This window comes from Streptomyces yangpuensis, assembly GCF_024666385.1.
Lineage (GTDB): Bacteria > Actinomycetota > Actinomycetes > Streptomycetales > Streptomycetaceae > Streptomyces > Streptomyces yangpuensis.
The window spans coordinates 6,533,890-6,546,199 of sequence record NZ_CP102514.1; the positions used below are offsets into that span (position 1 = coordinate 6,533,890).

10 protein-coding genes are annotated in these 12,310 nt (G+C 73.3%); 3 read left to right on the forward strand and 7 right to left on the reverse strand.

What is annotated here, in order from left to right; translation table 11 throughout:
- Positions 1–2: 2 nt before the first annotated feature.
- Both NRK68_RS29645 and NRK68_RS29650 read right to left on the reverse strand, forming a co-directional pair.
- Positions 3–2,849: a SpoIIE family protein phosphatase gene (locus NRK68_RS29645; protein ID WP_257857252.1), complete on the reverse strand. Its 2,847-nt coding sequence runs from the start codon at positions 2,847–2,849 to the stop codon at positions 3–5.
- Between the two features lie 92 nt (positions 2,850–2,941).
- Positions 2,942–3,922, reverse strand: a complete 981-nt coding sequence (locus NRK68_RS29650; RefSeq protein ID WP_183064085.1) for a helix-turn-helix transcriptional regulator — start codon at positions 3,920–3,922, stop codon at positions 2,942–2,944.
- Between the two features lie 62 nt (positions 3,923–3,984).
- Here NRK68_RS29650 and NRK68_RS29655 point away from each other — a divergent pair, with 62 nt between their 5' ends.
- Positions 3,985–5,172, forward strand: a complete 1,188-nt coding sequence (locus NRK68_RS29655) for an epoxide hydrolase family protein (protein WP_257857253.1) — start codon at positions 3,985–3,987, stop codon at positions 5,170–5,172.
- A 65-nt stretch (positions 5,173–5,237) separates the two neighbouring features.
- Here the strand turns inward: NRK68_RS29655 and NRK68_RS29660 are convergent, their stop codons facing one another.
- From NRK68_RS29660 to NRK68_RS29670, 3 genes are all read right to left on the reverse strand, one after another.
- Positions 5,238–5,633 (reverse strand): hypothetical protein, encoded by a 396-nt coding sequence (locus NRK68_RS29660; protein WP_183064087.1) that lies wholly within the window; start codon positions 5,631–5,633, stop codon positions 5,238–5,240.
- Positions 5,634–5,795: 162 nt separating this feature from the next.
- Positions 5,796–8,207 (reverse strand): ATP-binding protein, encoded by a 2,412-nt coding sequence (locus tag NRK68_RS29665; protein ID WP_257857254.1) that lies wholly within the window; start codon positions 8,205–8,207, stop codon positions 5,796–5,798.
- The gene (locus tag NRK68_RS29670) at positions 8,204–8,668 is read right to left on the reverse strand and encodes a hypothetical protein (RefSeq protein WP_257857255.1); all 465 of its coding nucleotides are present in this window, start codon (positions 8,666–8,668) and stop codon (positions 8,204–8,206) included. The genes NRK68_RS29665 and NRK68_RS29670 overlap by 4 nt, the downstream gene beginning before the upstream one ends.
- 227 nt (positions 8,669–8,895) lie before the next feature.
- Here NRK68_RS29670 and NRK68_RS29675 point away from each other — a divergent pair, with 227 nt between their 5' ends.
- Complete coding sequence (locus NRK68_RS29675; protein ID WP_257857256.1) at positions 8,896–9,525, forward strand: GOLPH3/VPS74 family protein; 630 nt, start codon at positions 8,896–8,898, stop codon at positions 9,523–9,525.
- A 137-nt stretch (positions 9,526–9,662) separates the two neighbouring features.
- On the opposite strand, the gene NRK68_RS29680 is transcribed toward NRK68_RS29675, so the two are convergent.
- Positions 9,663–10,937 (reverse strand): DUF1266 domain-containing protein, encoded by a 1,275-nt coding sequence (locus NRK68_RS29680; protein ID WP_257857257.1) that lies wholly within the window; start codon positions 10,935–10,937, stop codon positions 9,663–9,665.
- 149 nt (positions 10,938–11,086) lie between these two features.
- Positions 11,087–11,563, reverse strand: a complete 477-nt coding sequence (locus tag NRK68_RS29685; RefSeq protein ID WP_257857258.1) for a VOC family protein — start codon at positions 11,561–11,563, stop codon at positions 11,087–11,089.
- Between the two features lie 94 nt (positions 11,564–11,657).
- Between NRK68_RS29685 and NRK68_RS29690 the strand changes: the two genes are divergently transcribed.
- Positions 11,658–12,239 carry a TetR/AcrR family transcriptional regulator gene (locus NRK68_RS29690; protein ID WP_183064097.1) on the forward strand — a complete coding sequence of 194 codons (582 nt, stop codon included), beginning with the start codon at positions 11,658–11,660 and terminating at the stop codon, positions 12,237–12,239.
- The last annotated feature ends 71 nt before the right edge of the window (positions 12,240–12,310 follow it).

Genomic DNA, 12,310 nt, shown 5'->3' on the forward strand with positions numbered 1-12,310 from the left:
ACTCAGAACGCCTCGTCGTCCCAGGCGGCGAGGAGCGCCGCCCCCAGGTCCTCCCCGGCCGCCGAGGGCTCGGCGTGGAGGGCCTGCTCACTCCAGATGATCTTGCCGCGGGCGGTGTAGCGGGTGCCCCACCGCTCGGCGAACTGGGCGACGAGGAACAGACCGCGTCCTCCCTCGTCGGTGGCCTCGGCCCGGCGCAGGTGCGGGGAGGTGCTGGACCCGTCGGACACCTCGCAGACCAGACTGCGGTCGTACAGCAGCCTCACCCGGATGGGCTGCGTCCCGTAGCGGACGGCGTTGGTGATCAGCTCGCTCAGGATGAGCTCCGTGGTGAAGGCGATGTCCTCCAGACCCCATTCCGCCAGCCGGCGGGCACAGGCGTTGCGCACCGGGGACACCGCCGCCGGATCGGACGCCACGTCCCACTCGGCGATCCGCTCGGGATCCAGCCGGCGCGTGCGGGCCACCAGCAGCGCGATGTCGTCGCTCTGCCCGCTGGGCAGCATCGCGTCGATCACCGCGGCGCAGGTCTCCTCCGGCGACCCGGCCGGCCCCGCCAGGGCGGCGCCCAGCACCGCCAGACCCGCGTCGACGTCGCGGTCGCGGCTCTCCAGCAGCCCGTCGGTGAACAGCACCAGCTGGGCGCCCTCGGGAACGGTCAGCGACGCGGTCTCCATGGGCATGCCGGCGCCCAGGCCCAGCGGCGGCGAGACCGGCAGCTCCGGGAACGACACCGTGCCGTCGGGGTGGACGACGGCCAGGCCCGGGTGGCCCGCGGTCGCGGCGGTCACCTGCCCCGAGACGGAGTCGTACACGGCGCACAGGCAGGTGGCGCCGGTGAGGCCCTGCCACTCCTGCTCACCGGCGCCCTCGTCGGTGTCGATATGGGCGACCAGCTCGTCCAGATGGCTCAGGAGCTCGTCGGCGGGCAGGTCGAGCGTGGAGAAGTTGTGCATCGCGGTGCGCAGCCGGCCCATGGTGGCGGCGGCATGCAGCCCGTGCCCGACGACGTCGCCGACCACCAGCGCGACCCGCGCGCCGGGCAGCGGGAGCACGTCGAACCAGTCCCCGCCCACCCCCGCCTGCGCCGGCAGGTAACGGTGGGCGACCTCGACCGCGGACTGGTCCGGTACGCCGCGGGGCAGCAGGCTGCGCTGCAGCGTGACGGCCATGGTGTGCTCACGCGTGAAGCGGCGGGCGTTGTCGATGGACAGCGCCGCCCGTGCGGTCAGCTCCTCGGCGAAGGACACGTCCTCCTCCTCGAAGGCCGGCGAGGGGTCCACCCGCCAGAAGCCCGCCATCCCCAGCAGCACACCGCGGGCCCGCAGCGGGACGGCGATCACCGAATGGACGCCCTGCTCCAGCATGCGCCGGGACCGGACCGGGTCCTGGGCCATCCACTCCCGGGTGACCCGCAGGTCCGCCACCCGCACCGAGTGCTCGCCGGCCACCCCGATCGCCATGGGGCTGGTCGGGACGAACCTGATCAGCTCGCCGACCTGGTACAGGGGATGCGGCTCCTGAGCGGCGACGACGGCGGTGCGGCGCATCTCGGTGCCCGGCTCGGGAGGCTCGTCGCCGTGCAGCACCGGGTCCAGCAGGTCCACCGAGGCGATGTCGGCGAACCTCGGGACCGCCACCTCCGCCAGTTCCCCGGCGGTGCGGCTCACGTCCAGCGTCGTACCGATGCGCACCCCCGCGTCGTAGAGCAGCTTCAGCCGCTCGTGGGCCACCTCGGCCCGCCCGGAGAGCGCCCGCAGCTCGGTCGTGTCGCGCAGGGTGACCACGGTCCCCGCCTGCCCGAAGGGGGCCGTGGGCCGGATGTTGACCGCCAGCAGCCGATCGGCCGCCACATGCAGCTCGTCGGTCGCGGAACGGCCCGAGGCGATCGACGCGGCGATCTCCTCCTCCAGGCCCAGCTCCGTGACGGGGCGCCCCTCCGCGTCCGCCGGCAGGTCCAGCAGCCGCCGCGCCTCGTCGTTGGCCAGCAGCAGGCGCCCGCCACCACCGATGATCAGTACGCCCTCCCGGACCGCGTGCAGCACGGCGTCGTGGTGCTCGTACATCCTCGTCATCTCCGCCGGCCCCAGACCGTGGGTCCGGCGCAGCAGCCGCCGGCTCACCAGGGCCGTGCCGCCCGCCGACAGGGCCAGCACCAGGGCCGCCGTGCCGATGACGACCGGCAGCTGCCGGTTCACCATGCTCTGCACGTTCTGGACCGTGACCGGGGAGGCCACGACGGCGATGACCCGGTCCTCGGAGTCCTTCACCGGAACCGCCGAGACCACCGACTGCCCGAGGGACCCCTCGAAGGTCTCGGTGAAGGACGTGCCGGCCGCGGCTTTCGAGAACGGGCCGACGACGTGCTTGCCGATCTGGCGCGGGTCGCTGTGGGTGATCGTGAGACCGTCGAGCGTGTAGACGTTGATGCCGTCCACCCCGGCGATCTTCCGGGCCGCCTGGGCACTCGGCTGCAGCAGCGCGCTCGGGTTGGGGCTGCGCAGGGCGGCGACGATCCCGGGGGACTCGGCGAACGTGCCGGCGGCGGCGAGCGTACGGTGCCGGGCGTCCAGCATGGCGTCACTGCGGGCCTGCACCACGAGCGCCACCACCGCGGCCGCCACGAGCAGCACCACGACGACGAGCTGGAGGAGGAACACCTCGCCGGCCACGCTGCGCGCGCTCAGCAGCGAGGACAGCCGCTGCGGCCGCCGGGCCCTGCCCGCCCGGGACCGGGCGGGCTCCCGGTGCTCCTGATGGTCTTCCGAGCGGGGACCTCCGGAGCCTGCGGAGGAGCGCTTGGCCGAGCCGGGCAGCACACGCCGCAGATGTCCCAGGAAGACGCTCATAATCCATCTTCTAACCTCTCCGGCCCGTCGGCAGCGGGGAGCGGCACGCACCGACCCCCGTCCGCCGCGTCCCCGGCAGCCGTCCGCGCAGGTCAGACCCATGGCGGGGTCCGGGTCCGGGCCACGGCGTCGAGGCAGCGGGTGGCCTGGGCGCGCAGGGCCTCGGCGAGGCCGGGCGGGGCGTCGGTGAGGGTGAAGTCGGTGTCGACCGAGGTGATCATCCAGGCCAGGTCGCGGCAGCTGTCGGCTCCCAGGTGCAGCACACACCGGTCGTCGTCCACCGGCTCCACCACCCCCATGCCGGGCCAGAGGCGGTCCGCGACCGAGGCGGCGGATTCGTGCAGCGTGACGGTCGCCTGGAACGGCCAGGTCTGCGCCGACAGACGGCGGGCCAGGTAGGCGGCCGCGTCGTCGCCCGGAAGCGCGCGGGGCGTGAACCGCGGACCGGCCGGAGTGCGCGGGACGAGCCGGTCGACGCGGAAGGTGCGCCAGCCGTCGCGGTCGGTGTCCCAGGCGACCAGGTACCAGTGGCGGTCGAAGCTGACCAGGCTGTGCGGCTCGACCGTGCGGACACTGGGGCCGAGCCGGGGGCTGGTGTAGTCGAAGCGCAGCCGCTCGTGCCGGCGGCACGCCTCGGCGATGACCAGGAGCGTGTCCGCGGACACCTTGGGGGCCGGAGCCGCGCCGGCCCGGACGGTGGCGGTGTGCAGGGTGGTGACCCGGTGCCGCAACCGTGACGGAAGGACCTGCTCCAGCTTGGTCAGGGCCCGCAGAGCGGACTCCTCGATCCCGAGGACCGACCCGTCGGCTCCGGTGCGCAGGCTGATGGCGACGGCCACGGCCTCCTCGTCGTCGAGCAGCAGCGGTGGCAGCTTGCCACCGGGGCCGAGCCGGTAGCCGGCGGCGCCCTGGGTCGCGTGGACCGGGTAGCCGAGGTCGCGCAGCCGCTGCACGTCGCGGCGCAGCGTACGGCGGCTGACGCCGAGGCGTTCGGCGAGCTCGGCCCCGGACCACTCGCGCGGGGTCTGCAGCAGGGACAGCAGTTTCAGCAGCCGTCCGGCGGTGTCCAGCATGGCACCAGAGTGCCGCACGCTTAGGAAGGGAACCGGCCTAAGCGATCCGTAGCGTCACGGTCATGACGAACACGATTCCCCAGATCCCCGACATTCCCGGCGTCCCCTCGTTCCGTGTCGATGTCCCCGGGAGCCGGCTGGACGACCTCCGCTCCCGGCTCGCCGCCACCCGCTGGCCGGCGGAACTGCCCGGTGTCGGCTGGAGCCGCGGCGTACCGGTGGCCTATCTGAAGGAGCTGGCCGATCACTGGCGCAACGCCTACGACTGGCGAGCGCACGAGGCGGCGCTGAACACCCACCCCCAGTACCTGGCCGACATCGACGGGCAGAACATCCACTTCCTGCACGTACGGTCCCCCGAGCCCGGTGCCACGCCGCTGATGCTGTTGCACGGCTGGCCGGGCTCGGTGGCCGACTTCCTCGACGTCATCGGTCCGTTGACCGATCCCCGGGCGTACGGCGGAGATCCGGCGGACGCCTTCCACCTGGTCGTTCCCTCACTGCCGGGATTCGGCTTCTCCACCCCGCTCGCCGGGCCCGGAATGGGCGCGGCCCGCATGGCGTCGGTGCTCACCGCACTGATGTCCCGTCTCGGCTACGCGCGATACGGCGTTCACGGCTACGACACCGGCTCCTGGGTCGCACCCCGGATGGGCACGCAGGCTCCGGAGCAGGTCATCGGCGTCCACGTCAACGCCCTGCTCACCTTCCCGGTCGGGACGGAGGGCGAGACGGACGGCCTCAGCGAGGCCGACCAGGAACGCTGGCAGGCCATGCAGAACGTCAACGACGGCTATCTGCAGTGCAATTCCAAGCGCCCCCAGACGATCGCCTACGCCCTCACGGACTCCCCGGTCGGCCAGCTCGCCTGGATCGTGGAGAAGTTCAAGGAGCTCACCGCCCCGGCGGACGGGCTGCCCGAGGACAGCATCGACCGGGACCGCATCCTGACCGCGGTTTCGCTGTACTGGCTGATCGGTACCGCCGCCTCGGCCGCGCAGATCTACTACGAGGAGGTCTCCGCCGCCGAGTGGGGCGAGCCGGAGCGGGGGACCGTCCCGACCGCGGTCCTGCTCTCCGCCCACGACGTGACCGTCCGCCGCTGGGCCGAACGCGACCACAACGTCGTGCGCTGGACCGAACTCGGCCGCGGGGGCCATTTCCTCGCGATGGAGGAGCCGGAAGCACTCGTGGACGACGTCCGCCGCTTCTTCCGCGAACTGGTCCGGCCCGTCCCTGTTCCCGAGTAGAGGCGGCAGACGCGCAGGCCGCCGGCGCCCCGGCCGGGCGCCCCACGGGCCCGGTCCGACGCGTCTCAGGGCGCCAGGCGGTGGTACGCGGACCGGGCGTGGGCGAGCCGGGCGAGAACGGTGCCCGTGCCCGCGGCCGCGAGGAGGCAGACGATCCGGCCCAGGTCGTACGGCGCCTCCCAGGTGAGCGCACCGATGGGGGCGGTGGCGAAGACATTGAGCACGAGCCAGCACAGCAGGGCGGTACCCGGCGCCGCGGTGAGGCGCGCTCCCGTACTGACCACCGCCACGGTGACGGAGATCGCGACCAGATCGAGGGTGGGGTCCCCCTGTCCGTCGAGAAAGTTGGACACGGCGACCAGGGCGAAGGCGATGAGGGCCGCGACGGCCCAGATCCTCGACGTCGCGGCCGGAGCGGGCACGGGACGGATGCCGGAGCGGATCTGCTTCCATTCGAGCATGCAAAGCCTCCTTCGCGCGGTTCCCGCCCCCTTGCGGTCGAACCGACTGACGCCGTCGCTACTGTAACGGCGCCCGTGGGGTGCCGATTTCATCCGGGATGGGAGCCATTTGTCCTCAGATGAAGTCCGCCACCCTCCGTGGTCCGTTCCTGCCCCGGAGCGTCAGCCCTGCCTCAGCCAACGCTCGTTGTGCGTGACGGCCCAGGCCTCCAGCGCCGTTTCCTCGGCGTGGCGGTCGCCCAGTTCCCGGAAGAGGGTGGCGGCCCCGGCGTGGGCGCTGATGGCTTCCCCGAAGCGCCGCACCTGCCTCAAGGCGATGCCGAGTTTGCTTCGCTCCTTCCCCTCGCTGTGGCGGTCGCCCAGTTCCCGGAAGACGGTGGCGGCCCGGGTGTGGGCGGTGACGGCTTCCTCGAACCGCCCCACCAGCATCAAGGCGGCGCCGAGGTTGCCCAGTGCCTGCCCTTCGCCGTGGCGGCTGTCGAGTTCCCGGTAGATGGTGATGGCCTGGGTGTGGGCGTCGATGGCCTCTTCGAACCGCCGCACCCGCTGCAGGGCGCTGCCGAGGTTGTTCAGCGCCGTTCCTTCGAGGTGACGGTCACCGAATTCCCGGCAGACGCCGGCGGCCCGAGTCTGGGTGTCGACGGCTTCTTCGAACCGCTGCACCTGCACCAGGGCGCCACCGAGGTTGAGCAACGCCGTTCCTTCGAGGTGGCGGTCGCCCAGGTCCCGGTAAATGGCGCCGGCGTGGGTGTGGGCGTGGACGGCCTCCTCGAACCGCCGAACCTGCTGCAGGGTGACGCCGAGGTTGTTCAGCGCCTGGCCTTCGCCGTGCCGGTCGCCGAGTTCCCGGAAGACGGTCGCGGCGTCGGTGTGGGCGCGGATGGCCTCTTCGAACCGCCGTGCCTCCCCCAGGGCGTTGCCGAGGTTGTTCAGCGCCCGGCTTTCGCGGTGCCGGTCGCCGAGTTGGTGGTAAACCGCGGTGGCCCGGGTGTGGATCTCGATCGCCTCCTCGAACCGCCGAACCTCCCCCAGGGCGTTGCCGAGGTTGTTCAGCGCCTGGCCTTCGCCGTGCCGGTCGCCGAGTCCCCGGCAGATGGCCAGGGCCGAGGTGGCAAGGGTGATCGCGTCGACGAAGGAGCGGCGGAGGCCGAGGAACCGGGCGAGGGAAAAGGCCAGGGAGACGGTGGTGGAGGGGTGGCCGAGGGCTGGAGCGGCGATGGCCGTGGCCGTCAGGTTGGGGTGCTCGGCATCCAGCCAGTGCAGGGCAGCGGCGCGATCGGGGAAGCCGCGCGGGCGGGGGCCGGGCAGGGTGTCCAAGTGGGCGTCGGCGGCTCGGGCGGAGTCCTGGTAGTGGGTGAACAGGCGGGCGCGGGCGCCGTCGCGTCGGTCGGGGACGGCGTGGGTACGGCCGCGTTCGTCGGCGTAGAGGCGGACCAGGTCGTGCATGCGCCAGCGCCCCCAGGACGAGCCGGGTTCGATCAGGTGGGCGTCGGCGAGTTGCTGCAGGAGTTCCGCGGCCCGGTCGGGACCGGTGTCGGCGAGGTGGGCGGCGGACTCGGTGGCCAGGTCGGGGCCGGGGTTGAGGGGCAGCAGCCGGAACAGCCGGGCCTGACCGGGGGTGAGGTGCTCGTAGGACAGGTCGAAGGCGGCCCGTACGGCGCGATCGGGGCGGGCGAGTTTGTCCAGCCGGCCGTGTTCGGCCTGCAGCGCGGCGGCCAGGTCTGAGGCGGGACGGCCGGGCGAGGCGGCCAGGACGGCGGAGGCGATGCGCAGCGCGAGCGGCAGGCCCGCGCACAGCCCGGCGATCACGGTGGCCGCTTCGGCTTCGTCGGTGAAGCGGGTGTCGTCATCGCCGCGGGCATGGCGCAGTGCCCGGTCGAGCACGGCGAGGGAGGCGGCGGTGTCGAGGGTGTCGAGGTCGTGGAGGCGGGCATCGAGGCCGTCGAGGGTGTGACGGGAGGTGACCAGGGCCGCGGTGGCCCCGTCGGTGGGCAGCAGCGGGCCGGCCTGTCCGGCGGTGGAGGCGTTGTCGACGATGACGAGGATGCGCCGGCCTTCGCGGGCGTAGGCGGCCAGCACACTGCGGTACAGGCGTTGCCGGTCCTCCAGGCCATCCGGGATGTGCTCGCCGGGAACGGCCAGGGCACGCAGCAGTCCTTCCAGGGCCCGTTCCGGGGACAGGCTGCGGCCGGGGTCGTAGCCGAACAGGTCGACGAAGAGCACCCCGCCGGGGAACCAGCCCGGCTCCCCGAGAGCCCGGGTGGCGGTCTGGACGGCGAGTTCGGTTTTGCCGATGCCGGCCAGCCCCGACACCGCGCTCACCAGCACCGTGCGCCGCCCACCCGTGCCCGCGCCCCCGGTGGCGGGGGCCAGATCCGCCAGCAGCCGCTCGACCTGCTGGTCGCGGCCGGTGAAGGCGGAGGCCGGGGCAGGCAGCCCGGACAGCGCCGGAGTGATCGCCGGCGGTAACTGCACGCTGATGTCCCGGCCCTGAACGACCGCGTGGAAGAAGATCCCGCCCGTGATCGTATTGCTGGTCGCACCGCCCTCGCGGGCGGTGTCCAGGCCGGTCAACGCGTCGAGTCCGGCGCGCCGTCCCCGACGCCACCGGAGGCGGACGGAGGCGCGGGCGCGGGTGCGGGCGCGGCGGTGAAGGTGACGTGGGTGAAATCCCTGCCCTGGAGGACCGGCCCGTGCTGGATACCGCCACTGACGTGACTCGTCACCGCCCCGTCCCCGGCCCGCACCACGGCGGCCTGCTCCTGCCAAGCAGCGAGACCGGCACGGAATTCCTCGTCCACCGCCGCCCGCACCGCCAACGCCGTACTCAGCGCCTGCGCCCGGCCCTCATCGCCCGGCTCCGCGGCGAGACGCGTCAGTTCCGCCTCCCCGGAACCGATGGCCGGGTCCTGCCCGCCCTCGCGGCCCGGCGGGCGCCTCACCAGCGCGCTCAGCCCCACCCAGGCCTGCCGGCCGACCTCGCCGGCGGCCCCACCGGCCAGCGCCACCAGCAGCCCCACCGATACCGGATCCATCCCCCACCAACCTCACGTCGAGAAATCAGACACTTCTACCGAGTTACGAAGGGAGGAGGCAAGTGGTTCCCGTCACACCCCTTGACCGGCCCGCGTCGCCCCGACCACGGGCCATACGATCGGCGTGGACCGGGCGGGGCGGGGAACGCGGACGCCGTGCCGGGCGTTGGTGCCCTACGAGAGGACGATGGCGGAGCCGCTTCCGCCGACCTTGATGGGGAGGATTCATGAGTACGGCCAAGGACCTGTTCATCATCGCCGTGGACCAGGAGCCGGACCGCCCCGTCGGACAGGGTGACCTGTCGCTGGCACTCGCGGGCGCCGAGCTGATCGACCTCCTCGGAGCGGAGGCCGCGGCCCTGGACGGCGACCGCATCGTGCCGGGCGCCGAGACCGAGCCGCACGACCCCCTCCTGGTCGAGGCGGCGGCGACGCTCGCCCGGCAGGTGCCGTACGAGCGGGTCGAGGACTGGCTGTGGCGCCGCGGCCGGGACCTCGCGGCGACGTACCAGGCCGCCCTGGAGGAGGCCGGCCAGCTGACGCGGGGGCGCCGTGGCCTGCTGCCCTTCGGCAACGACCGGCTGGAGCCGGCCGATACGCCCGTCCGGCGCCGGGCCCACGGGCGGTGGGAGGAGGGCGAGCCCGTCCTCGCCGCCCTCGGCTCCGCCGTCGGAATCGGCGACGCCGGAGCCGAAGCCGGAACCGGCGCCGAAGACCGGAGCGAGCCAGGCCTCCCTGACGAGGCGGTGACGACCGTCCTGGCCGTCGTCAACGACGCGGTGACGGAACTCGCGGCCGTACAGCAACGGCGCTCCATCGAGAACGCCGCCTTCGCCAACCTCTGGCGCGTCCCGTGAGGTGACCTCGGTGCCGGTGCCGGTGCCGGTGCCGGTGCCGGCCGCCCGGGCCGACCGGAGCCTGCCGGGGCCCCTGCCGTGCCACCGACGCGGCGGGCAGATCCGAGGCGCCGGGGAAGAGCGCTGAGGCGGGATCCTCAGGTCCAGGGCAGAGTGCGCCACGGGCCGGCCGGGTCCGTGGTCAGGGCGCGGTGGGTCGCGAGGACCGTCTCGTACCACTCGCCGAACTCCTCCTCGTCGAAGTGGAGGCAGCGGCCCAGGACGTAGGCGGCCGAGAAGTCCTCCCACGAGCGGTAGTTGAGCTGGACGAGACGGCCGGCCCGCACCACGGCCGTCTCCGCCTCCTGCAGGGAGCACAGGCGGGCGGCGAGTCCCCAGCGGGCCATGGCGGAGGCCCGGCCGTAGTCCCAGGCCTCGACGCTCCGTACGAAGCCCGCCTCGGGCAGCAGGCCGTCGGCGCGGAACCGCGCCTCGTAGCGGGCGATGCGGCCGATCAGCCGCTGAACGCCGCTCACTTGGCCTTCCAGCTCCGCGGCGCCCACGGTGCGGCCGGGGGCGACGCCGTCCGCGGTCAGGCGGGGTTCGGCGGCGGCCTCGACGCGCCGGCGCACCACGTTCCCCGCGGCCTGGCGCCAGTGGTCGACGTCGACGGGGCCCGCGAAGTCCAGGGCCATGGAGCGGCGAAGTTGCAGGACGAACTCCCAGACCTCGCTGACCATTCCGGCACGCAGCAGCTGTTCCTGCGTGTCCTGCCACTCCGCGCGGGTGGTGACGCCCCACCAGCGTTCCAGCGTGCGCTTCTCTGCGCGGTAGCCGCAGCCGTGGTAGGCCATCGAGTTCCAGTAGCGCCCGTTGCGTACGTTGATGTGCGCGCCGGCCGCGAGCCCGCAGGCGACGGGACCGGTGAGGGGGCCGCCCACCTCCAGGGTGTGGACGACGTCCTGGGCCAGCCCCGGGCGTTCCACCGGGGCGGAGTGACGCTGCCACAGGGCGCGGCCCTCCGGCCCGGCCGGCAGGACGCCCTCGCAGGGGCTGCCCGGATTGACGACGAGGAAGGGCGGGTCGTTCTGGGTCCAGACCTTCGCGAACCAGCCCAGGTCGTAGCAGTTGTAGACCGGATCGGCGACGGGCGGCGGCAGCATGCCGCCGGTGTAGACGGCCAGGCACATGGTCCGGGTCTGCGGGTTCCAGTACGGGTGGAAGCGGGTGTTGTCCGCGTTCGCGTCGGCGTACGCCCGCGACTGCATCATGTACAGGTCGGCCCGTGCGACGAGGTCGTAGTACGCGGGCCAGTCGCCGCGCACCTTCGCCTCGTACAGCCCGCGCTCGACCGCACTCGGCGCCTGCCAGCCCGCCGCCGATGCCGTCGGACCGGGCCGGGCTCCCCCCTCGTGACCTGCTGTCAAGCTCATGGGTCAACCCTAAAGGCTTGTTCGGCGCGGCCGGCGTGCCGGTCCCGCCGGGCGGGGTCGACCGGGGAGCGGCAGGGGAGCGGCAGGGGAGCGGCATGGGTGCGCCGCGGCCCGGCCGGCCGGCCGTGCTCAGCCCCTGGGCGACGGCGTCACGCGCGGTCCGGTCGCGGCACCGGCGGTTCGCTGTACTGGGCGGCGTACTCCTCGCTGGGCGGGACGACGGTGATGACGTCGATCAGCACGCCGTCGGGCGCGGCGACGACGAAGTGGCGCTGTCCGAACTCCTCGGTGCGCAGCGGCAGTACGGCGGGCAGGCCGGCCTCCGCCACGAGCCGCCGGTACTCGCGGTCCACGTCGTCCACCTCGAAGTTCAGCAGCAGGCCGCCCTCGATCGCCGACCGGTGGCCCTCGGGGACGCTCGGGTGGGTGTGGTCGAGAAGGGCCAGCTCGTACTGCGGTGCGTCGGGGCGGCGCAGGCTGATGTACCAGTCGGCCTCGAAGGTCACCTCGAACCCGAGGTGGCGGGTGTAGAAGTCACGGGAGGCGGAGACATCGCGTGTGGCGAGCACCGGATAGAAGCCGCCGAGCCCGACGGTGGCGGGTGCGGTGGTCGGTTCGTTCGTCATGGCGGGACCTCCGGATCCATTTCGCATACCCAAGGTATGTGAACTATGGAGTTAGCATACCCCGGGTACGCGAAATGGGAAGGGCGGTAGCGCGATGGCGGTCAACCGGGCGGAGCAGCGAGCGGCCACGCGCCGGGCGCTGCTCGCCGAAGGACAGCGGCGGTTCGCCGCCGACGGCTACCACCACGTGGTGCTGGCCGAGGTGGCCCGGGCCGCCGGGGTCACCAAGGGCGCCGCCTACCACCATTTCGACAGCAAGGCCGGGCTCTTCCGGGCCGTCGTCGCCCAGGTCCAGCAGGAGCTGGGCGAACGGGTCGCGACCGCCGCCGAGCGGCACGAGGACCTCTGGGAACAGCTCCGGGCCGGCTGCCGGGCCTTCCTCGCCGCGGGGACCGACCCGGCCGTCCGGCAGATCCTGCTGGTCGACGCGCCGACCGTGCTCGGATGGGACGAGTGGCGGACCCTGGACGAGGAGTCCTCCGCCCGGCACCTCGCCGAGGCCCTGTCGGCGCTCGCCGCGGCCGGGATCATCGCCGACCAGCCGGTGGAGCCCCTGGCCCGGCTGCTCTCCGGGGCGATGAACGAGGCCGCGCTGTGGATCGCGCGGGGCGGCGACCCGCAGGGCGCGGAACAGGCACTCGACCGGCTCCTGACGGGGCTGCGCACCCCCGCCTGACCCGTCGGCGACGGATCTGCGACGAGGAGCCTCCCGGCGGATATGACCGACCGACTGCGCGACGCCTCCGG

Excerpts from the sequence above, each read along its gene's own strand:
- NRK68_RS29680 (WP_257857257.1), bottom strand. The coding sequence starts at position 10,937 with ATGAGCTTGACAGCAGGTCACGAGGGGGGAGCCCGGCCCGGTCCGACG.
- NRK68_RS29685 (WP_257857258.1), bottom strand. The coding sequence starts at position 11,563 with ATGACGAACGAACCGACCACCGCACCCGCCACCGTCGGGCTCGGCGGC.
- NRK68_RS29660 (WP_183064087.1), bottom strand. The coding sequence starts at position 5,633 with ATGCTCGAATGGAAGCAGATCCGCTCCGGCATCCGTCCCGTGCCCGCT.
- NRK68_RS29655 (WP_257857253.1), top strand. The coding sequence starts at position 3,985 with ATGACGAACACGATTCCCCAGATCCCCGACATTCCCGGCGTCCCCTCG.
- NRK68_RS29645 (WP_257857252.1), bottom strand. The coding sequence starts at position 2,849 with ATGAGCGTCTTCCTGGGACATCTGCGGCGTGTGCTGCCCGGCTCGGCC.
- NRK68_RS29650 (WP_183064085.1), bottom strand. The coding sequence starts at position 3,922 with ATGCTGGACACCGCCGGACGGCTGCTGAAACTGCTGTCCCTGCTGCAG.
- NRK68_RS29675 (WP_257857256.1), top strand. The coding sequence starts at position 8,896 with ATGAGTACGGCCAAGGACCTGTTCATCATCGCCGTGGACCAGGAGCCG.
- NRK68_RS29690 (WP_183064097.1), top strand. The coding sequence starts at position 11,658 with ATGGCGGTCAACCGGGCGGAGCAGCGAGCGGCCACGCGCCGGGCGCTG.
- NRK68_RS29670 (WP_257857255.1), bottom strand. The coding sequence starts at position 8,668 with ATGGATCCGGTATCGGTGGGGCTGCTGGTGGCGCTGGCCGGTGGGGCC.